Source organism: Actinoplanes sp. NPDC048967 (genome assembly GCF_040649415.1).
GTDB lineage: Bacteria > Actinomycetota > Actinomycetes > Mycobacteriales > Micromonosporaceae > Actinoplanes.
This window is the reverse complement of sequence record NZ_JBEZFL010000004.1, coordinates 90,247-110,017: the sequence shown is the minus strand read 5'-3', so window position 1 is coordinate 110,017 and position 19,771 is coordinate 90,247. Positions and strand designations below refer to the sequence as shown.

General features: G+C 71.9%; 17 protein-coding genes. 7 read left to right on the top strand and 10 right to left on the bottom strand.

The window, feature by feature from the left end; genetic code table 11:
* Window positions 1-5 precede the first annotated feature (5 nt).
* The 3 genes from AB0C12_RS18175 to AB0C12_RS18165 all read right to left on the bottom strand — a co-directional run bounded on the left by AB0C12_RS18175 (window position 6) and on the right by AB0C12_RS18165 (window position 4,693).
* Window positions 6-2,087 carry an acyltransferase family protein gene (locus AB0C12_RS18175; RefSeq protein ID WP_360549284.1) on the bottom strand — a complete coding sequence of 694 codons (2,082 nt, stop codon included), beginning with the start codon at window positions 2,085-2,087 and terminating at the stop codon, window positions 6-8.
* Window positions 2,084-3,673 (bottom strand): cellulose synthase catalytic subunit, encoded by a 1,590-nt coding sequence (locus AB0C12_RS18170; RefSeq protein ID WP_360549282.1) that lies wholly within the window; start codon window positions 3,671-3,673, stop codon window positions 2,084-2,086. The genes AB0C12_RS18175 and AB0C12_RS18170 overlap by 4 nt, the downstream gene beginning before the upstream one ends.
* A 411-nt stretch (window positions 3,674-4,084) precedes the next feature.
* The gene (locus tag AB0C12_RS18165) at window positions 4,085-4,693 is read right to left on the bottom strand and encodes a dienelactone hydrolase family protein (RefSeq protein WP_360549280.1); all 609 of its coding nucleotides are present in this window, start codon (window positions 4,691-4,693) and stop codon (window positions 4,085-4,087) included.
* 46 nt (window positions 4,694-4,739) lie between these two features.
* Between AB0C12_RS18165 and AB0C12_RS18160 the strand changes: the two genes are divergently transcribed.
* Complete coding sequence (locus tag AB0C12_RS18160; protein WP_360549279.1) at window positions 4,740-5,324, top strand: winged helix-turn-helix domain-containing protein; 585 nt, start codon at window positions 4,740-4,742, stop codon at window positions 5,322-5,324.
* A 95-nt stretch (window positions 5,325-5,419) separates the two neighbouring features.
* Complete coding sequence (locus AB0C12_RS18155) at window positions 5,420-6,403, top strand: hypothetical protein (protein ID WP_360549277.1); 984 nt, start codon at window positions 5,420-5,422, stop codon at window positions 6,401-6,403.
* On the opposite strand, the gene AB0C12_RS18150 is transcribed toward AB0C12_RS18155, so the two are convergent.
* The 4 genes from AB0C12_RS18150 to AB0C12_RS18135 all read right to left on the bottom strand — a co-directional run bounded on the left by AB0C12_RS18150 (window position 6,404) and on the right by AB0C12_RS18135 (window position 10,787).
* Complete coding sequence (locus AB0C12_RS18150) at window positions 6,404-7,114, bottom strand: hypothetical protein (RefSeq protein WP_360549275.1); 711 nt, start codon at window positions 7,112-7,114, stop codon at window positions 6,404-6,406.
* 72 nt (window positions 7,115-7,186) lie between these two features.
* Window positions 7,187-8,266, bottom strand: a complete 1,080-nt coding sequence (locus AB0C12_RS18145; protein WP_360549273.1) for a hypothetical protein — start codon at window positions 8,264-8,266, stop codon at window positions 7,187-7,189.
* Window positions 8,267-8,342: 76 nt separating this feature from the next.
* Window positions 8,343-10,334, bottom strand: coding sequence for an ATP-binding protein (locus tag AB0C12_RS18140; RefSeq protein WP_360549271.1), 1,992 nt, complete (start codon window positions 10,332-10,334; stop codon window positions 8,343-8,345).
* 45 nt (window positions 10,335-10,379) lie between these two features.
* A complete protein-coding gene (locus AB0C12_RS18135) occupies window positions 10,380-10,787 on the bottom strand; it encodes a nuclear transport factor 2 family protein (RefSeq protein WP_360549269.1) in 408 nt (135 codons plus the stop codon).
* 82 nt (window positions 10,788-10,869) lie between these two features.
* Here AB0C12_RS18135 and AB0C12_RS18130 point away from each other — a divergent pair, with 82 nt between their 5' ends.
* Window positions 10,870-11,460: a TetR family transcriptional regulator gene (locus tag AB0C12_RS18130; RefSeq protein ID WP_360549267.1), complete on the top strand. Its 591-nt coding sequence runs from the start codon at window positions 10,870-10,872 to the stop codon at window positions 11,458-11,460.
* A 5-nt stretch (window positions 11,461-11,465) separates the two neighbouring features.
* On the opposite strand, the gene AB0C12_RS18125 is transcribed toward AB0C12_RS18130, so the two are convergent.
* Both AB0C12_RS18125 and AB0C12_RS18120 read right to left on the bottom strand, forming a co-directional pair.
* Window positions 11,466-13,772, bottom strand: coding sequence for a glycosyl hydrolase family 65 protein (locus AB0C12_RS18125; RefSeq protein ID WP_360549265.1), 2,307 nt, complete (start codon window positions 13,770-13,772; stop codon window positions 11,466-11,468).
* Window positions 13,765-14,637 carry a PfkB family carbohydrate kinase gene (locus AB0C12_RS18120; protein ID WP_360549263.1) on the bottom strand — a complete coding sequence of 291 codons (873 nt, stop codon included), beginning with the start codon at window positions 14,635-14,637 and terminating at the stop codon, window positions 13,765-13,767. Before AB0C12_RS18120 ends, AB0C12_RS18125 begins: the two co-directional genes overlap by 8 nt.
* Window positions 14,638-14,768: 131 nt before the next feature.
* Between AB0C12_RS18120 and AB0C12_RS18115 the strand changes: the two genes are divergently transcribed.
* Window positions 14,769-15,773 carry an NAD-dependent epimerase/dehydratase family protein gene (locus AB0C12_RS18115; protein ID WP_360549262.1) on the top strand — a complete coding sequence of 335 codons (1,005 nt, stop codon included), beginning with the start codon at window positions 14,769-14,771 and terminating at the stop codon, window positions 15,771-15,773.
* Between the two features lie 16 nt (window positions 15,774-15,789).
* On the opposite strand, the gene AB0C12_RS18110 is transcribed toward AB0C12_RS18115, so the two are convergent.
* Window positions 15,790-16,356 carry a hemerythrin domain-containing protein gene (locus AB0C12_RS18110; protein WP_360549260.1) on the bottom strand — a complete coding sequence of 189 codons (567 nt, stop codon included), beginning with the start codon at window positions 16,354-16,356 and terminating at the stop codon, window positions 15,790-15,792.
* A 119-nt stretch (window positions 16,357-16,475) separates the two neighbouring features.
* On the opposite strand from AB0C12_RS18110, the gene AB0C12_RS18105 reads away from it, so the two are divergent.
* From AB0C12_RS18105 to AB0C12_RS18095, 3 genes are all read left to right on the top strand, one after another.
* On the top strand, window positions 16,476-17,027 hold the full coding sequence (locus AB0C12_RS18105; RefSeq protein ID WP_360549259.1) for a pyridoxamine 5'-phosphate oxidase family protein: 552 nt from the start codon (window positions 16,476-16,478) through the stop codon (window positions 17,025-17,027).
* 186 nt (window positions 17,028-17,213) lie between these two features.
* Complete coding sequence (locus AB0C12_RS18100) at window positions 17,214-18,473, top strand: MFS transporter (RefSeq protein WP_360549257.1); 1,260 nt, start codon at window positions 17,214-17,216, stop codon at window positions 18,471-18,473.
* A 45-nt stretch (window positions 18,474-18,518) separates the two neighbouring features.
* The gene (locus AB0C12_RS18095; RefSeq protein WP_360549255.1) at window positions 18,519-19,769 is read left to right on the top strand and encodes an MFS transporter; all 1,251 of its coding nucleotides are present in this window, start codon (window positions 18,519-18,521) and stop codon (window positions 19,767-19,769) included.
* Window positions 19,770-19,771: the final 2 nt, after the last annotated feature.

Here is a 19,771-nt window from a genome sequence, read left to right as displayed (position 1 = left end):
CTTCCTCATTCGGCCAGTGCCTCGTCCAGGACGCCCGCGAGCTGCTTCGCGTAGACGGACGTCAGGTGGTTGTCGTCGCGGTAGACGACGGTGCCGCCGATGACGGCGGGGCAGATCCTGGGCGTGCAGAACCACGCGGTGGAGTCGACGACCCGTCCGCCGTGGGCCTGCACCAGAGCCCGGACGATCCGCTGTCGGGGCAGGAACAGGGACCGGAACACGTCGAGATGACACTCGTTGACGGCGGTCGGGTGGGTCGCCAGGCACCGCGGCACGTCGTAGTGCGTGACCGGGGTGTCCGGGATGACGACCGGCAGCGCCCCGGCCCGCTTGATCCGGGTGACCGTGGCGGCCCAGGCCGAGGCCCAGTCCTGGTCGGGACCGGCGCTCGCCGCGACGTCCAGCGGGCCGCCCTCGCGGTTGCGGGCGGACATGACCACCATGGCCGGTCGCAACTGCTGGATCCGGTCCAGGGCCCGCAGCCGCCACTGGTCGCATTCCGCGTACGGAACGGTGGTGCCGACCTTGTTGACCCTGCCGAGGGCCGGTCCGCAGTCGGTCTTCGTGAAGACGACGAGCCGCCAGCCCCGCTTGCGGGCGATCGTGTCGACGGCGTCGAACCACTGCTGGGCGTGCGAGTCACCGAACAGCACCATGACCCGGCTGCCGGTCTCGACGCCGTGCCGCTCGCAGCCCCGGCCGATGTTGTCGGAGACGAACCGGCTCGCGGGTGGCACCAGGCATCCGCCGTCCCGGGGCGAACTCGCCGCCGCCCGCGCGAGGGCGGGTGTCAGCTCGCGGGGCAGGACCGTCGGGAGGACGCTGTCCCGGATGATCTTCTGCAGCTGCGGGACGGTGGCCGTGCCCGAGGCCAGCACGTCGGCGGGCTTGCGGGCGGCCACCGTACCCGTGGTCTGCGTACTCGGCAGGTGCGGTGCGGCCAGCGCGAGGGCCACGGTCGCCGCGGTCAGCGCGCCGCCCAGGGCGAGCGCCCGGCCGGGGCGCAGCCGCAGGCCGCGATGCAGGTGGATGCGGTTCTCCACGGCCGCCACCGACATGGCCGCCGGCACCAGCGCCCCGGCCACCACGGCCACCTCGGCCGCGGTCGTCAGCGGGCGTCCCAGCACGTACGGGGCGAGGACCAGCAGCGGCCAGTGCCACAGGTACCAGCTGAACGAGACCCGGCCGAGCTCCTGCACGGGCTTGAGCCGCAGCAGCCGGCGCGCACCCCAGGCCGGGCGGGCGCAGCCACCGGCGATCACCAGTCCGGCCCCGAGCACGGCCGGTACGACGTCCCCGACCGCGACCGCGGCGGCCACGGTTCCCAGCCCCAGCCAGGTGAGCACGGCGGCGGGCGTGGCCGGGAGAGCCGACAGCCGGCGCGCGCCGAGGGCGATCAACCCACCGACGCCGAACTCCCAGAGCCGGGCCGGCAGGCCGTAGCCGGTCCACGGGTTCGCCGCCGGCTCCAGCCAGAGGGCCAGCGAGGCGGCGCTCAGCATCGTCAGCAGCAGTGCGGCCGACAGCACGCTGGGGCGGCCACGGCGGGCCCAGGCCAGCGCGACCACGATGAGCAGCAGCGGCCACACCAGCGCGAACTGGACCAGCAGGGACAGCGGCCAGAAGTGCTGGAGCGGCGACACGTCGACCGGCACGGTGTCCTGGGTCGCCAGCCGCACGTTCATGGTGGCGGTCGCGGCGGCGACGGCGTCCCAGGAGACCGTGCTCCGGTCCGCCGGTGGCATCCAGTGCCAGGCCGCACCGAGTGAGCCGAGCACCACCACGGTCGCGGCCGGCACCATCCGGGTCGTGCGCCGGGCGTAGAACCGGCGCAGCGACAGCCGGCCGTCCTGGCGCAGCTCCCGGAACGCCGTAGCGGTCAGCACGAAACCGGAGATCACGAAGAAGAGGTCGATGCCGACCCCACCGCCGCTCAGGCCGGCCACGCCGACGTGACAGCCGACCAGCAGCAGGACGGCGAGCGCACGCAGGCCCTGCACGTCACGCCGGAAGACCGGCGGTTCGGGTGCCGGCACCGGCTGGGCCGCCGGCCGGGCCCGTTCGAGAAGCCCCGCGGTGCCGGTCATGACGCCACGACCGGGATGTAGGTGGGCATCTGGCGGGCACCCGGAATCGGCGGATCGGCGTCCGGACCGCCCGGCGCGTTCGGGTGCCGCTGCGGGGTGGACCGTCCGCCGAGCAGCAGCGGCCAGACGAAGTACAGCATCGGGCCGGCGAACAGCACCGTCGCCCAGAGCTGGTCCAGGCCGTAGTGCATGACTCCCAGCACGATGCCCGACCAGGTGAGCAGCTGGGCGGCGATGAGCCAGACCCGCAGCAGGCGCAGCACCCGCTTGGCGGTCGACGTGCGCTTGGCGGCGCCGGTCGGCACCCAGGCGGCGGTACGGCCGCGCAGGAAGTCGAACAGGGCCAGGGCGTGGCAGAAGCCGATGAGCATCTGGACCCGTACGACGGCCGGGGACCAGCGGTAGTCGGTGACCCGGGGCATCAGGGTCGACCACACGAAGATGGTGCCGATCAGCGGCAGATAGTTGAGCGGCCGGATCTGGTCCGGGAAGAACCACAACATCAGGAAGCCCGGCAGCTGACTCGTGAAGGCCGCGACGGCGGTGGTGATGTAGTAGAGGAACCCGGTCCAGAAACAGAGCTTCTGCTTGACGGTGAGCGCCGAGCGGTGGAAGTCCGGATCGGCCAGCAGGCTCATGCTGCCGGTGCACCAGCGGTACTGCTGGTTGGCGAAGCCGTCGAAGTTGTCCGGGCAGACGCCCTTGGCCAGATTCACCGGCACGTAACGCGTCCGGAATCCGGCCTTGGCCATGTTCACTCCGGTGTGGACGTCCTCGCTGTGCCCGATCTGCGCGAAACCGCCCGCCGCCCGCAGCGCACTGCGGCGGTAGACGGCATTCGTGCCGACACAGATGGCCGCGTCGACCGCGTCGCGGGCCGGCTGAATCCAGCGGTAGAACATCTCCTGGGTCGCGCCGGCCGAGCGCTGCAACCAATTGAAGTGCTCCTGCTGGACATCGAAGAATTGCGGCGACTGGACGATCCCGACGGCCGCATCGTCGAAGTACGGGGCCAGTTCGCGGATCATGTCGGCGCGCGGGGCGAAATCGGCGTCGAAGACATGAATGAGATCGCCGGTCGAGTTCTCGTATCCGTGGCGCAGGTTTCCGGCCTTCTTCAACTCTCCGCGGTTGGGCCGGGAAAGGTAGCGGAAGCCGTACTGCGCGGCGAGCTCGGCAACCGTGTCGCGGCCCGAGTCGTCCAGCACGTGGACGGTGAGCAGGCCCGGCCAGTCCAGGGCGGCGACGTGGCGGTAGGTGTTGTCCAGAATGGCGAGCGATTCACCGGCCGACGGCAGGAAGACGTCGACCGAGGGGTACGCCGCCGGCCGGTACTCCGCCACCAGGGCGTCGTGCTCGGCGCGGGAGCTGCGGCGCTTGCGGGTGCTCGACAGCAGGCTGATGAGCACGGCCACGACCTGCAGGGCGATGAGCTCGTAGAGCAGGCTGGTCCACATCGAGTTGGCCGCCAGCCGGGCCAGGCCGAACATGACGCCGGCGAAGGCCAGCAGGAACACGCAGAAGATCCAGCGGCCCTGGCGCCCGTAGTAGAGATACTTCTCATGATCGGAGGGCGGCAGCGGCACGTACTCCACCACTGCCTGGGGAGAGGTGCCGGCCCGCGAGCCTCTCTGTTGCCGAGTCTGTGCGACTACCACCGGTAAAGGCCTTCCGTATGTGATGACGGAGCCGACTCGGGGATAGAGCCATCGAACGACCGACGACCGCAGCTGAGCCGGCGGTAGTCAGTCGATCACCCGGAAACAGAGCTCGAATGCATTTTCGCCGACGTTCACCGGACCCGTACGGGTTAAGCCGATCGGTCGGCGATAAAGGCACCTTTCACGGCGCGGCGCGGTGGCGGAACCGCCGACGGATAGCTGACCTGCAAAGACTTCTTTTATGCCATTCAGGGACGGCGAAGAAACGAAAAAGAGACGGGACGGTGCTGGTGATGTATATCACACCAAGCACTGTCCGATGTGTTCAGCAATTGGTCAGCCGAGCCGGTCGAGAAACTCCACCGAGCGGCGGGCGGCCAGTGCCGTCGCGTCGGCGTCGTAGGACGGCAGCGAGCTGTCGGTGAACAGGTGCCGGTCGCCGGGGTAGACGAACAGCTCGGCCAGCTCGGGCCCGGCCGCCGCGACCAGCTCACGGGCGGCGTCGAGGTCGCCCTCCAGCGCGAAGATCGGATCCTGGTCCATGCCGTGGATCTGCACCGGCACGCCGGCCGGCCACGGTCCGAAGGTCCATTCGCCGCTGATCGGCACGCAGCTCTCGAACAGGAGGGCACCGCGGGCACCGGGTCGCGTCTGGGCGTACCGCTGGGCCTGGGCCGCACCCCAGGAGAAGCCCGCGTACGCCAGGGGCCCGGACAGCTCGGCCACCGCCCGGTCGGCGCGCTCGTCCAGGAGCTCGCCACCGACGCTCCTGACGAAGGCGACGCCCTCCTCGACGCTCGCCGGTCGCTCGCCGTCGAACAGCTCGGGGGTGTGCACGGTGTGCCCGCCGGCCCGCAGTTGCTCGGCGAACGCGAGCACCCCGTCGGTCAGACCCTGCACGTGGTGGAACAGCACGACGCCGGCCATCTCTACACTTCCCCTCATCGGACGACAGTGGTCGAATGATCCACGATAGTAGAACGGTCGAACTTTGTCGGTCAATGAGCAGATCCCCGACTACGACCTCGACGAGATGGTCGTGGTCACCGCCCCCGCCCAGCTCCGGGCGCTGGCCGACCCGCTGCGCAGCACCCTGCTGGAGCTGGTGCTGGAGCGGGCCGCGACGGTCACCGAGCTGGCCCAGGCGGTCAGTCGCCCCAAGGGCACGGTCGCGTACCACGTGAACCTGCTGGTCGACGCCGGGCTGCTCCGGGTGGTCCGGACGCGGCGGGTGCGGGCCATCGAGGAGCGCTACTACGGCCGGGTCGCGCGGACCTACTACATCGGGGCGCTCAACCGCCCCGAGGACAAGAAGGTCGTCGCCGCGATCAACGGGCTCGCCGAGGCAGCGGCCGAGGCCGCCCCGGCCCACGAGGCCGACGAGCTGCGGTGCCTGCTCGTGCACGCCCGCATCCCGATCGAGGAGGTCCGCAACTTCTGGGCCGAGGTCCAGGAGGTGGCCCGCCGCTTCGCCCAGATCCCGCGCTCGGGCGACCAGGCGTACGGCTTCGTCGCCGGTCTCTATCCCACCGACGCTCCGACCCTGCCGGACCCGCGGTCCACCACGAAGGACTGATCCTTCCTCTTTAGACCGTTTTAGGGGCATTCGCGTCCGTAGGGTGGCCGATTGCCGGGCGCGCGAGGTGCTCCGGCGATCCGAGGGAGTGACGCATGACCCGTCTGGCCGTACCGCTCGCTGTGCTGTTGGTTCTGGGGTTGGGTGCCGGACCGGCCGGCGCCGCGGCGGTGAGCCCGTCGAGCGAACCCGTCGAGTCGGCCGCGCTGATCAACGGGCGGGTGGTCCGCGACGCCGCGACCGCGCAGCGGCTCATCGACGCCTACTGGACGCCGGAACGGATGCGGACGGCCATCGCGGTCCCCGACCCGCGCGTCATCGAGGACCCGGCGCTGGAGCAGCGGGACCGGCCGGGCAACGTCGGGCGTCCGCAGACGGCAGTGCGGCCGGCCGGGCCGTCGGCCGCCGGCGGCACCAGGAGTACGGGCCGGGCGGTCAACCCCTCGGCCGGCGTGGGCAAGGTCTTCTTCACCAAGTCCGACGGCAAGAACTACGTCTGCTCCGGCAGCACGCTGAACAACGAGACCCGCAACCTGGTCTCCACCGCCGCGCACTGCATCCACGGCGGCAAGGGCGGCGTGAACCACGAGAACTGGATGTACGCGCCGCTCTACGCCGCGGGCAAGACCCCGTACGGCAAGTTCGCGGCGAAGTGGTTCCACGCCACCAAGGGCTGGACCCAGCACAGCTACCACTGGTGGGACTTCGCGTTCGTCAACGTGTGGCCGCTCGCCGGGGTGCGGCTGGTCGACAAGACCGGCGGCAACGGCATCAGTTTCAACCAGAGCAAGTCCATCGGGGTCACCGTGCTGGCGTACCCGTCGAAGGCGCCGTACGACGGGCAGAAGCAGGTCTCCTGCGTGACCAGCCTGCAGTGGGCGGCCGCCGCGCAGGTCAAGGTCTTCTGCGGGCTCACGCCGGGGGCCAGCGGTGGCCCGATGTTCCAGAACTTCGACCCCACCGTCGGCTTCGGCTTCACCAACACGGTGGTCGCCTACGTGTGGAAGAGCCGCAACTACGGGCCGTACTTCGACAGCGACGTGCTGACCGTCTTCAACCGGGCTCGCAACAAGACCTGATCAGGCGAGCAGCGACTCCCGCATCGTCCGGCCCGGATTGAAGGCGCCGGCGATGCGGTGCTCGGTGGGGGCGTACACGTCGACGGTGTTGTTGCGCCGCATCAGCTCCCGGACGGGCGGCGGCAGCGGCGGAGGCTCGTCCGGCATGGCGGCGCGCAGGTCCCGGGCGGTCGCGATCAGCCGGTCGGCGAGGGCGGCCCCGTCCACGTCGACCCGCACCCGGCCGTACTCCCAGCCGGCCACGGTGAGGTCGAGCACCTCGAACACGTGCGCCAGCAGCGGCTCGGGGTCGGTCACCCGTACGCTCCGCTTGGCCTGTGCGCCGACCACCGTGACGGCCGCAGCGACCTGGACGTACGGGTGCAGCCCGCCCGGCAGCTCGAACAGCGACCACCGCAGCTCCGGCCCGGCCGTCTGCCACAACGGCCGGTAGTTGCGGCGGTCCACCGCGAACCCGCGACCGGTACGCCGGTAGAGCTCCCCGGCCTGGGTGAACAGATCCCCGTAGGCGGCGTCGGCGAACTCACCCAGGATCCGGGTCGCCACGATCAGCCCGTCATCGTCGGTCAGCAGCCCGGCCACCGCTTCGGCCTGGGTCCCGAAGGGCGCGGGCACGTGCGCACCGAACCGCTGCCGGAGGTCGCGCAGCAGCGCCTCCTGCCGGGCCGGATCTTGCTCGACCCGCCGCTTGCCCAGCTGGAACCACCGCATGTCGCCTCGTCTCCGCAGTCACCTGACGAACGCGGCAATGCTAGTTGAGCCGGCTCACCGGCCGGCCCGCTGTCACGTGCCGCGGATGGTGAACGCCTTCGAGCTGCCGCCCACGGCGTAAGCGTCACCCGGTGCGTAGACCCGGTACGAGTAGCTCGCCCTGCCCGGCGGCGTGGCCACCACCGTGTAGCGGCCGCTGGCCCGGACCCGGCCGGTGTTGACGTTCTTCCAGGTGCCGCCCGTGTAACGCTGGAGCCGGATGACCTTGCCCTTGTTCAGTGGGGACGCCGAGCCGGTGACGTCGACGGCGGACCCGGCGGGCGCGGCGGTCCTGGCCGGTGCTGCGCTGACCTTGTACCGGCTGTAGCGCAGGTGGGCGGCGTCGATGGCGATGACCGTCCGCTCGTCCTGGCCGGTCGGCTTCCTGGACGTGCCGGGCACCCAGGCGCAGTGCAGCCACTCCGCCTGGTTCGCGGGCACCGTGCGGCGGAACGTGCCCGTCGAGTCGGTGCGGCCGTTCACCCGGAAGCCCCACTCGACGCAGCCGTTGTCGTTGCCGATCACCAGGGGTGCGTTCGGCCACGGCCGTCCGGTGTCGGTGTCCCAGACCCGTACGGTCATCACGACCGGCTTGCCGCGCTTGGCGGGCTCGGGGAACGTCATGTCGATGCCCGGCCGGTGCGAGCTCGTCACCTGCAAGGTTGCCGGGTCGATGACCGTGTCGGGGTCGATGTCCAGCAGGTTCCACAGCTTGTCGTAGGCGGCGAGGCGGTTGACGCGCGTCGTCCCCTTCCAGGCGCTGGTGACGGCCACCTGCCCCGTCCAGATGCCGTCCTGCGGCGTGCCCTCGGTGAGGGCCAGCGCGGCGTAATTGTTGGGCGCCTGGGAGAGGGTCACGTAGGGGAGGAGCCCCCCGACGCCGTCGCTGGTCTGTTCCACCCCGGTCTCGTCGGTGAGCCGTACCCGGATTTCGAGCATCACGGTCTGCAGGCCGGAGACGGTGACCGCCGAACGGGACAGCTCGATCGATCTGAGCTCCGGCGGCGTGGTGTCCGCCGCGGGCGCGGCGCCGGCGGGGCCGGCCGGAATGAGCACGGCCGGGCCGAGCAGGGCCGTGGTGAGAGAGATGGCGAGGAGCAGACGGCTGCGCATGACTGTCACGTCCTGGACTCGTGCATCACCGGCGGCGGACGTGCCGCGTGTCCACAAGGTACGCCTGTCGCCCTGCCTATGACTGTCCTCGGGGAAATCGGACGGTGACAGTGGTTCCGGTGGGCCGGTTCGGGGCCAGAGTGATGGTTCCGTGGTGGCGTTCGACCAGGACCCGGCTCAGCGTCAGGCCGAGCCCGGCGCCGGGGATGCCCGCCTGATGGGCGTTGCGGCCCCGGTAGAGGCTGCGGAACATGCTGGCCTGCTCGGCGACCGGGATGCCGGTGCCCCGGTCGGTGATGGTCAGCACGGCGAGGTCACCGTCGGCGGCCAGCGTGACGGTCACCGTGGAGTCGTCGGGGCTGAACTTGACGGCGTTGCTCAGCAGGCTGTCGACGACCTGGCGCAGCCGGCGCGGATCGCCGGGCACGGTCAGCCCGGCCGGTACGCGGACGTCGACGGTGATCCGGTGTTCCCGCGCCACCGGGGTGATCGCCTCCACGCCGGCCGAGGTGATCTCGGCCAGGTCGACGTCGACGCTGGTCAGCTGGGCATGACCGGATTCGAGGGCGGCGAGGTCGAGCAGCCGTTCGATCAGGGTGTGCAGCCGGCTGTTGTTGCGTTCGATGACCTCGATGAGGTTCCGGACCTCGCCGATCGTGGTCTCGTCGGGGGACTCGGCGATGAGGTCGGTGTAGGCGCTGATGGACGTCAGCGGCGTACGCAGCTCGTGACCGACCAGCGCGATGTATTCGTCGGTGGCCGCGGCCAGGTGCGCGGCCAGCTCTTCGGCGCGGCGCCGTTCGAGGTAGGCCCCGATGGTCCCGGCGATGCCCCGCAACAGCACCGCGAGCGCCGGCTCGGGCTCCTGCGGACTCCAGGAGAAGAACGTCAGGACGCCGTTGACCTGATCACCGCTGCGCAGCGGCACGGCGCCGGCGGCGCGGTACTTGGCGGCGGCGACGACCTGCGGCAGCAGCGGGGAACCAGGGGCGTGCACGTCCGGCACCCACAGCAGGTCGCCGCGCTGCCAGCACAGCCCGGCCAGCCCTTCGCCGCGGGCGATGGAGTCCGGCATCGGCATCGGCGTCGCGTTCTCGGCCAGGAACGCGGCGGCGGGCCGCAGCACGTCACCGGCCGGATCGACCAGCCACAACCGCAGGTAGGGCCAGCCGACGCCGGTGCCGACGGCCCGCAGGACCTCGTCGCCCAGGGTGAACGCGTCCGGGCTCCGCGACAGCACCGCGAGCACCTCGGTCGTGCAGTCCTGGAAGCGCCGCGCACGGTGCTCGACGGTGACGTCGTGCACCGCGGCGACGGCTCCCGTGATGGCGCCGGTCGTGTCGCGGATCGGCCGGGCGTTGATCGAGAGCCAGTGCTCCTGCCCGCCGGCGTCGCCGGCGAGCACGAGCGCATCGCGGACGTCCTCGCCGGCCAGGGCGCGGACCAACGGCAGCTCTTCGGTACGCAGCAGCGTGCCGTCGTGGTGGCGCAGCCCCGCCCGCGGCACCCACTCCTCCAGCGGCACCGGCCCGTCCGGGCTCCCGTCGCCGCAGAACAACTCGCTCATCCCCGGGCTGCGCACTGTCAGCCGGCCATCGGCGTCACAGGTGACCACCCTGACGTCGAGGCCCTCCAGCAGCGCCTCCACGAATGCCGCGTCGGGCGGGTCGGGCTGCACTGCGGCGCCGCCGGCGGCGGGCGGCGGGTCCTCGCCCAGTTGCCGGCGCAGGGCGGAGGTCAGCTCCTGGACACTGAACGGTTTGGTCATCACCGTGGTGGCGCCCACCGAGGCCAGCTGCGGGTCGCTGGGCGGCAGGTAGCCGGTGAGCAGCATGATCGGGATGTCCGCGAGCGCGGGATCGGCGCGCAGCGTGCGGCACAACTGCACGCCGTCCAGATGCGGCATGTCGATGTCGGTCACGACCAGGTCGGGCCGGCGCCGGGCCACCGCGGCCAGCCCGGCGCGTCCGTCGCCGACCACGGTGACGTCATGCCCGAGTCGTCGCACCACCTCGGCGACGATCCGCTGATGATCAACGTTGTCCTCGGCCAGCATCACCAGTGCCATGCCTCATTCTATTCGGGCAAAAGCCAGAAAAAGTCTGTTTCCGGACTACCGCCCGGACATCACCTCGATCAACGGCAGTGGATCGAGGTAGTCGCGGTACGACACGATCTGACCGTCGCGCACCCGGATCACGGCAATGACCGTCTGCCGGAACGGCGCGCCCGTCGCGACGACGGTGCCGTGGGCCTCGTACTCCACGATGATCACCTCCGGGTCGGTGGTCTCGTGCAGCACGAGGTCGCGGTAGTCGTCGAGCCGGATGAAAGCCTCGGCTGCCGCGGTCAGGTGCTGCTTGATCGCCGCGCGGCCCCGCACCTGCGCGGGCAGGCCCGGCGGCCGGTACGGCCACTCGAGGTAGCCGTCGGGGGCCATCAGCCCCACGAAGGTCTCGACGTCCAGCTCGCGCCCGGCCCGCAACACCCGGCCGACGATCTCCCGTGCCGTGCCGGTCATCGCTTCCCCCTCATGGATCAGGCGTTGATTCAACGACCGTAGAACGAAGGGTGTCTTGAGTCAACGTCCGTAGAATGAACGGGTGACCGACCCGAGCCCCAAGCCGACCCGGGCCCAGCAGCGCCGCCGGACCGAGGAGAACATCCTGGCCGCGGCCCGCCGGATGTTCGCCGACCTCGGCTACGACCGCACCACCATCCGGGCGGTGGCCAGGGATGCCGGTGTCGATCCCGGCCTGGTCATGCACTACTTCGGCTCGAAGGACGAGCTCTTCGCACGGGCCGCGAGCCTGCCCACGGACGAGCTGCCCGCCGGCAGTGCCGAGCAGCTGGCCGACGCGTTGCTCGCCTCGCTGGCCGGGCGCCTGGACAGTGAGCCGGTGGGCTCCCTGGCCGTCCTGCGCTCCATGCTGACCAACGCCGACGCCGCCGAGCGCTACCGGGCCGCGGGGGAGCCGCAGCTCAGCAGGATCAGCGCCGCGATCCCGGCCGCCGACGCCGACCTGCGGGCCGGTCTGCTCAGCGCGATCGTGCACGGCGTGATCATCGAGCGGTACCTGCTGCGCCTCGGCCGGCTCGCCGACGCCTCCCCGGAGCAGATCATCGACCTGCTCCGGCCGTGCTTCCAGCTGCTGGCCACGCCACCACCGCCGGATCCGCACCGGCCCGAATAGCCGGCTCAAACCTCCAGCGCGTCGCGGCGGCGCTGCGGCGGGCGCGGTGACGGCGGCGCGGCGCGGTCCTCGACGCGGGGGATCGGCCGGGTGGCCGGGTCGCCGTCCACGGTCAGCGTCTCGCCGTGGTGGGTGATCTCCACCGGTGGCCCGCTCACCTCGTACGTCGCCTCGCCCGGGGTGACCGTGACCCGCAGGCTGCTCTCGCGCCAGCGCAACCGGAAGCACATCCGGGGCAGGTGCTCCGGCAGCCGGGGCGCGAAGCTCAGCCGGCCGCCGTGGTCGCGCAGCCCGCCGAAGCCCATCACCAGCGCGATCCACGAGCCCGCGCACGCCGCGATGTGCAGGCCGTCGCCGCTGGACTCACCGCCCGCGCGCAGGTCCAGCAGGGCCGCCTCGGCCAGGTAGTCGTGGGCCAGCTCCAGGTGCCCGGTCTCGGCGGCCAGCACCGCCTGCGCGGGCGCGGACAGTGACGAGTCGCGGACCGTACGGGCCTCGTAGTAGGCGAAGTTGCGGGCCTTCTCCTCGGCGGTGAACGCGTCCGAGCGCAGCGCCATGGCGAGCACCACGTCGGCCTGCTTGATCACCTGCTTGCGGTACAGGTCCAGGTACGGGAAGTGCATCATCAGCGGGTAGTCGTCGTCCTTGGTCTGGGCGAAGTCCCACTCCTGGAGCTTGGTGAAGCCGGCCGCCTGCTCGTGCACCTGCCGCACCTCGGAGTACGGCAGGTGCAGGTTGTCCGCGACCTCGCGCCACGCGGCCAGCTCGTCGGCGCCGACGTCCAGGTCGTGCGCCTGCCCCGGGAAGCGGGCACAGGCCTCGGCCGCGCCGCGCAGGTTGTGCCGGGCCATCAGGTTGGTGAAGACGTTGTCGTCCATCAGCGCTGTGTATTCGTCCGGGCCGGTGACCCCGGCGATGTGCCACTCGCCGTCGTCGGCCACGTGCGCGACCCGGCACCACAGCCGGGCGGTCCCGACCAGGATCTCCAGTCCGGCCCCGGCCAGGAAGTCGTCGTCCCCGCTGGCTGCGGCGTAGCGCAGCACGGCGTCGGCGATGTCGGCGTTGACGTGCAGGGCTGCCGTACCGGCCGGCCAGTAGCCGGAGCACTCCGCGCCGCTGATCGTCCGCCACGGGTAGCTCGCGCCGGCCAGGCGCAGCTCCCGGGCCCGGTCCCGGGCCGCCCCGAGGGTGCCGTGCCGCCAGCGCAGGGCCAGCCCGACACAGGCCGGGTGGGTGTACGTCAGCACGGGCAGCACGAACGACTCGGTGTCCCACAGTGTGTGGCCGTCGTACCCGTTGCCGGTCAGGCCCTTCGCCGCGATCGGGTGCGGTCCGGCCTGGGCGCCGGCCTGCAGCACGTGGAACAGGCCGAACCGGACGGCCTGCTGCACCTCGGGGTCGCCGTCGAGCTCCACGTCCGCGGCCGCCCAGAACTCGTCCAGATACTCCCGCTGGTCCGCCATCAGAGCGTCGAAGCCGAGCGACACCGCCGCATCGCGGTCCTGGCGGGCCCGGTCCGCCGACGCCTGCGCGCCCCAGGCGTACGCGAGGAACTTGTCCACCCGCAGTGTGCCCTCGCCGGTGATCGTGCAGCGGATCCGGTCCGGCTCGCTGGTCACCTGCTGCGGGCCGGTGGTGTGGTGGCTGACGGCCGCGGCGACCGCGAGGTCGCTGCGCCGGGTGCGGTGCTCCAGGACGTCGTCGCTGTGCCGGACCGGCCGCAGCGCGTTGTGCAGAGTGGTCGCGGCCCGCGGGTCGTCGCGCTGCTCCGGCTGCTCCTCGTTGGCCAGCAGATCGGACTCGACGCGCAGCCGCACACCCGGGCCGGCGGTCACCTCGTAGCGGATCGCGGCCACCGACGGGTGCGGGAAGGAGACCAGGCGGGTGCTGACGATCCGCACGGCTGCGCCGGCCGGCGACACCCAGGCGACCTCGCGGCGCAGGGTGCCGGCCCGCAGGTCCAGCACGCGTTCGTGGGAGACGAGCTCACCGGTACGCACATCGAACGGCTCGTCGTCGACGCACAACCCGATCAGTTTGCCGTTCGGCGCGTCCACGATGGTCTCGGACAGCTCCGGGTAGCCGTATCCGGCCTCGGCGTGCTGGAGGTCGCGCAGCTCGAAGAACGAGTTGAGGTAGGTGCCCGGCATGCCCTGGGGCTCGTTCTCGTCCAGGTTGCCGCGCAGTCCGATGTGCCCGTTGGCCAGTGCGAAGAGGGATTCGGCGTGGCGCAGTCCGGCGGTGCTGAGCGACTCCTCGGACAGCCCGGTCTCGCGGACGCACCAGGGCTCGGCCGCGGCGAGGTCAGCCACGGGCGGCCGTACCGGAGAGGTCCGGGCGGCCGCCGGCGTGCCCGACGGTGGCGCCCGAGGCCGCGGTCGCCCGGCGGGCGGCCTCCGGGTACGGATCACCGCGCAGCAGCGACGCGGTCAGCGCGGCGACGAACGCGTCCCCGCCGCCGGTGGTGTCGACCACCTTGTCGTCAGTGAGCGGGACGTGCACGTCCCCGTCGGCCCAGACGAAGAGGTTGCCGTCGTCGACCGCGACGGCGATCAGTCGTGGTCCCTTCGCCAGCAACTTGCGCGCCGCCTCCCGCATGTCCTCCGGCGGTACGCCGAGCAGCAGCTCCGCCTCCTTGTCGTCGGCGCGCACCACGTCGGCCCGGGCCAGCAGCGCGTCGTCCGAGGTCGCGCCGTCGAGAACCACCAGCCGGCCGGCCTCGTGCCCGATCCGGGCGGCGGCCGCGCACACCTCGGCGGGCTGCTGGAGCTGGACGACCACCGCGTCCTGGCGGCGGATCGTGTCGGCGCGCTCCTCGACGTCGGCCACGGTGAGCAGCGGCAGGTGCTCGATGTAGCGGTACTCCGTACCGGAGAGAACCTCGACGATCAGCCCGGTCAGCACCCCGCGGCGCCGCACGACGGCCGACACGTCGATGCCGTCGCGCTCGGCCCGCTCCAGCAGGACGTCGCCGATGGCGTCGTCGCCGGCCACGGCGACCAGCGTCGGCCGCACCCCGAGCTGGGCCAGTCCGACCGCCTGGTTGGCGCCCTTGCCGCCCAGCTGCTCGCGCCGGTCGGTGGCGTCGGCGGAGGACCCGGGCTCGGGAAGGTCATCAACGGACAGCACAAGATCCCGGGCGAGCTGACCGACCACGGCCGCAGTTGGTGTCGTCACGGACCGTCTCATACCCGGAACAAGGCCCGTTGCACGAACCGGCGGCTGAGAGGCAGCTGACAATCCTGGCCGGGTTACGCCGCCGGCGAACCGCCTTGTCGCCGGGGGACCCGCGCTGATCAGATCGGTCGATGGACATCCTCATCCTCGGCGGCACCCGGTTCCTCGGCCGGGAGGTCGCCCGGCAGGCCGTCGGCCGGGGCCACACCGTCAGCTGCCTGGCCCGGGGCCACAGCGGCGGCCCGGCGCCCGGCGCCCGGCTGGTCACGGCCGACCGGCGGGACCCGGCCGCCTACGACGAGGTACGGCAGCTGTCCTGGGACGCGGTCGTCGAGGTCTCCTGGCAGCCGGGCTTCGTCCGGGCCGCGCTCGACGCCCTGGCCGCCCGGACCGGGCACTGGACGTACGTGTCGTCCGGCAACGCCTACGCGACCTTCGACACCCCCGGCGCGGACGAGTCGTCGCCGCTGCGGGAGCCCACCGACCAGGACGAGGCCGATCGGGAGCGCTACGGCGAGGCCAAGGTGGCGTGCGAGCAGGCGAGTGCCGCCGCGCTCGGCGACCGGCTGCTCATCGCCCGGTCCGGCCTGATCGGCGGCCCCGGCGACACCAGTGGCCGTTCCGGCGCCTGGGTGGCCCGCGCCGCCCGCGCCCCCGAGGAGCCCCTGCTCGTCCCCGACACTCCCGGCGTGCCTACCCAGGTCGTCGACGTACGGGACCAGGCCGCCTGGATTCTCGACTGCGCCGAGCGCGGCGCCACGGGCGCCTACGACGTCGTCGGGCCCACGGTGCCGTTCGGCGAGTGGATCGAGCTGAGCCGCCGGATCGGCGGGCACACCGGCCCGGTGGTACGCGTGCCGGGGCGGTGGCTCGTCGAGCGCGGGGTCGAGCAGTACATGGGCGTCGACTCGCTGGCGATGTGGCTCGTCGAGCCGGGCTGGGAGGGCTGGTCCACCCGTACCGGGGCAGCGGCGGTCGCCGCCGGCCTGCGCCACCGCGACCGGGCCGAGCTGATCACCGACGTCCTCGCCTACGAACGCGCCGAGGGGCTGGACCGGCCGCGCCGGGCCGGCCTCAGCCCCGAACGGGAACGCGCTTTGCTGGCGGACTTCGCGGCGGCGTCACCACTGCCCTGACGCCGCCGCCGCCCTCTCAGTCGGTGTTGCGGCCGCTCAGCTTGTCCCGCAGCCGGTCGACCAGGCCCACGCCGGGCCCGACGAGCTTGTGGAACAGCTCGTTGTTGGGCGCGGCCGGGTGGGGCCGGGTGGGTGCGAGCTTCTTGGCCGTCTCGACCTTGCCGGCCAGCTCGATCAGCTCCTCGCGCGGAATCCGGCGCCGCAGCTCGGGGAACTGCTCGGTCTCCTCGTCCTGGACGTGGTCGGCGAGCAGCGCGTCGAGCTCCTGCAGCGCCGCGGTGAACTCGGCGCCCGACGCGTCCGCTCCCTCGAGCTTCTTCAGCGCGCGTTCGATCTCCTTGTGTTCCTCGACGTCGTGCTCGACGGCCTTGTCACCGTCGGGCAGGTGCTTGCGCATGGCCGGGTAGACGTACATCTCCTCGGCGACGGCGTGGCGCACGAGCTCGCTGATGGCGGTGTCGGCCAGATCGCGCCGCTGCTGCGGATCGGTCGTGGACCGGATCTCGGCGAGCAGGGCGATGACCTCACGGTGATCCTGGGTGAGGATGTCGACGACGTCGCCGGCGGTGGGGCTGCTGGTCATGATTCCTCCGCGGGGTGCTGGGCATGGTTGCGCCTGGCGCCTACCCCGGATGCCGGCGGTTACTCCCGTTCCTCGGGCACGGCGAGCGGGCGGGCCGGTGGCTGGGGGAGCATGGCGGCATGAAGGTGCATGACAACATCGACAGCCGGCTGCGGGAGTTCATCGTCAGCCAGCCCATGTTCTTCGTGGCCACCGCACCGACCGGTGCCGACGGCCACGTCAACGTCTCGCCGAAGGGGATGAGCGGCACCTTCGCGGTGCTCGACGAGCTGCGGGTGGCGTACCTGGACTTCCACGGCAGCGGGGCCGAGACCACCGCGCACCTGCGGGAGAACGGCCGGATCACGCTGATGTTCTGCGCGTTCGACGGCAAGCCCAACATCGTGCGCCTGTACGGCACCGGCCGGGTGGTCACCGCCGGCGACCCGGGGTACGCGGACCTGCTGGCCTCGTTCGCCGCCCCGCCGGATCTGCACGGACTGCGGTCCGTCATCGACGTCGCCGTGCACCGGGTCAGCGACTCCTGCGGTTACGCGGTGCCCCTGATGACGTACGAGGCTGACCGTGACCTGCTGACCCGCTGGAGCTCCCGGCGCAGCGACGAGGAGCTGGCCGAGTACCGCCGGCGCAAGAACAAGGCGAGCATCGACGGCCTGCCCGCCTTCGACTGAATTCGCTGTCCCGCCCTGGCCCCCGGCAGTTAGGGTCGGGCGGCGAGTGACCCCAACTAGGAGCTGAGAGATGCCCGGTCGTCCGAGCGCGCGTTGACGTCGTAGGCCGCATGCGGCCGGTCATCGCGTGCTGCCCCTGATCGCGCGGCACAGCGAATCCTCTCTGCCTCCTCCCAAGGGATCACTGTGCCTTCTTCCGCTGTCTCCCGTCCGCTGTGGCGTGACTCCGACTTCCGCCGGCTCTGGGCCGGCCAGACCGCGTCCCAGCTGGGTGAACACGCCAGCCTGGTGATTCTGCCGCTGTTCGCCGTCCTGACGCTGCACGCCGACGCCGGTCAGCTGGGCGTCCTGCGCGCGGTCGGGCAGGCGCCCGTCTTCCTGCTGTCGCTGCTGGTCGGTGCGTGGGTGGACCGGTGGCGTACCCGCACGGTGATGGTGCTGGCGGACCTCGGCCGGGCGGTGGCGCTGGCCGGCGCGGTCCTGGCCGTGCTGCTGGGCGGGATCGGACTGCCGATGCTGCTCGTGGTCGCCTTCACCGTCGGGGCGCTGTCGGTGTTCTTCGACCTGGCCTACCAGGCCTCGCTGGTGCGGCTGCTGCGACCCGATCAGCTGGGACAGGGCAACAGCCTGATCGAGGGCAGCCGGTCCGCGGCCCAGATGGGCGGCCCGGCCCTCGGCGGGATGCTGGTGTCGCTGCTCTCCGCGCCGATCGCTGTGGCGTCCAGCGCGCTGTTCTTCGTCCTTTCGTTCGCGTCCATCGTGCGGATCCGCCGCGCGGAGTCGGTTCCCGCGCGCACCGGGCCCGTTCCGCGGATCTGGCGGCAGATCCATGAGGGCCTGCGTTTTGTCGTCGGCGACGCGTTCCTGCGGACCGTGGGACTCGCCTCGGCGGCGTACCAGTTCTGCTTCGCGGCCACGATGACCGCGTACCTGGTCTTCCTGCCGCGGGAGCTGCAGCTGTCGGGCACCGCCATCGGGCTGGCCCTGGCGGCTACGGGGCCGGGCGCGCTGGTCGGCTCGCTGCTGGCCGCGCGGCTGCCGAGCCGATACGGGTACGGCGTCGTGCTCGTGACCGCGGCGCTGATCGGCGACGGCGTGCTGCTGTGCGTGCCGGCCCTGCACGGCCCGCCCGGGGTGACGGTCCCTCTGCTGGTGGCGATCAACTTCGTGTTCGGCGCCTTCGGTCAGCTGATCAACGTGACCGTGATGGTGGTGCGGCAGGCCGTCACGCCGTACGGGATGCAGGGCCGCGCGGCCGCGACGATCAACTTCGCCGGGATGGGTCTGTTGCCGTTCGGCTCGCTGGCCGGCGGCTTCCTCGCCCAGGAGTGGGGCCTGCGCACCAGCCTGCTGGTGACAGCAGCGGGCCTGCTGCTCTCGCCGCTGTTGATGGCGTTGTCGCCGATCGCCCGCCTCGGCCGCGACCTGCCCGCTCCGCGCGAGTGATATCCGGGTGCGGCCCGGCGGCGCTGGACGTAGGGTTCCCGGCTTGTGGGCAGAGCAGCGGAGATCCTGGTCCCGGCGCGCCTCGGCGCGGGCTTCCGCTGGCTGATCGCGTCGTCCTGGTCGACGAACCTCGGCGACGGCATCGCCACCGCGGCCGGCCCCTTGCTGCTCGCCTCGCTGACCCACGATCCGTTCCTGATCTCGCTGGCCGCCATGCTGCGCTGGGCGCCTCCGCTGGTGTTCGGCCTCTACGCCGGTGTGCTGGCCGACCGCCACGACCGCCGCCGGGTGGTGATCGCGGCGAACCTCGCCCGGGTCGCGGTGCTCGCCGTGCTGACCGTCACGCTGGCCACCGGGACCATCTCGGTCGCCGGGGCGCTGGTGGCGCTGGGCCTGCTCGCCACCGCGGAGGTGTTCGCTGACAACACCGTGACCACGCTGACGCCGATGCTGGTGCACCGCGACGATCTCGCCCTGGCCAACTCCCGGTTGCAGACCGGGCTGCTCACCCTGGACCAGCTGATCGGCCCGTCGATCGGGGCGGCACTGTTCGCCGCCGGAGTGGGCTGGCCGTTCGCCGCCGAGCTCGTCCTGGTCACCGCGGGCGTGCTGCTGATCTCGAAGGTCGTGCTGCCGCCCCATGGCCGCTCCACGGGCCGGAGTCGTGGGGACGTGCGCCGCGACATCGCCGAGGGCTTCCGGTGGGTGCGGCACAACCCGGCGGTGCGCACGCTGGTGCTGACCATCATGATCTTCAACGTCACCTTCGGTGCCGCCTGGTCCGTGCTGGTCCTGTACGCGACCCAGCGGCTGGCCCTCGGCGCGATCGGCTTCGGTGCGCTCACCACGGTCATGGCCCTGGGTGGCCTGGTCGGCACGGGTGTCTACGGCCCGCTCACCCGCCGCGTGAGCCTGGGCAACGTCATGCGCGCGGGACTCGTCCTCGAGACGCTCACCCACCTGGCCCTCGCCCTGACCACCTCGGCGCCCGTCGCGTTGGTGATCTTCTTCGTCTTCGGCGCGCACGCGTTCATCTGGCACACGACCTCGATCACCATCCGCCAGCGGGCCGTCCCGGCGCACCTGCAGGGCCGCGTCACCAGCGTCAACACCATCGGCCTGTACGGCGGGCTGGTGGTCGGCTCGGCCATCGGCGGCACCCTGGCCACCCACTACGGAGTGACCGCGCCGTTCTGGTTCGCCTTCGCCGGCTCGGCGGTCTTCGTGCTGCTGCTCTGGCGGGAGACCAGCCGCATCGCGCACACCGACGACACGGTCGGCGCCGAGCCGTCGTGAGG

Coding starts and splice junctions, on each gene's coding strand:
- AB0C12_RS18135 (WP_360549269.1), bottom strand. CDS start 10,787: ATGACCGGCACGGCACGGGAGATCGTCGGCCGGGTGTTGCGGGCCGGG.
- AB0C12_RS18175 (WP_360549284.1), bottom strand. CDS start 2,087: ATGACCGGCACCGCGGGGCTTCTCGAACGGGCCCGGCCGGCGGCCCAG.
- AB0C12_RS18110 (WP_360549260.1), bottom strand. CDS start 16,356: ATGACCAGCAGCCCCACCGCCGGCGACGTCGTCGACATCCTCACCCAG.
- AB0C12_RS18115 (WP_360549262.1), top strand. CDS start 14,769: ATGGACATCCTCATCCTCGGCGGCACCCGGTTCCTCGGCCGGGAGGTC.
- AB0C12_RS18145 (WP_360549273.1), bottom strand. CDS start 8,266: ATGCGCAGCCGTCTGCTCCTCGCCATCTCTCTCACCACGGCCCTGCTC.
- AB0C12_RS18150 (WP_360549275.1), bottom strand. CDS start 7,114: ATGCGGTGGTTCCAGCTGGGCAAGCGGCGGGTCGAGCAAGATCCGGCC.
- AB0C12_RS18155 (WP_360549277.1), top strand. CDS start 5,420: ATGACCCGTCTGGCCGTACCGCTCGCTGTGCTGTTGGTTCTGGGGTTG.
- AB0C12_RS18165 (WP_360549280.1), bottom strand. CDS start 4,693: ATGAGGGGAAGTGTAGAGATGGCCGGCGTCGTGCTGTTCCACCACGTG.
- AB0C12_RS18105 (WP_360549259.1), top strand. CDS start 16,476: ATGAAGGTGCATGACAACATCGACAGCCGGCTGCGGGAGTTCATCGTC.
- AB0C12_RS18140 (WP_360549271.1), bottom strand. CDS start 10,334: ATGGCACTGGTGATGCTGGCCGAGGACAACGTTGATCATCAGCGGATC.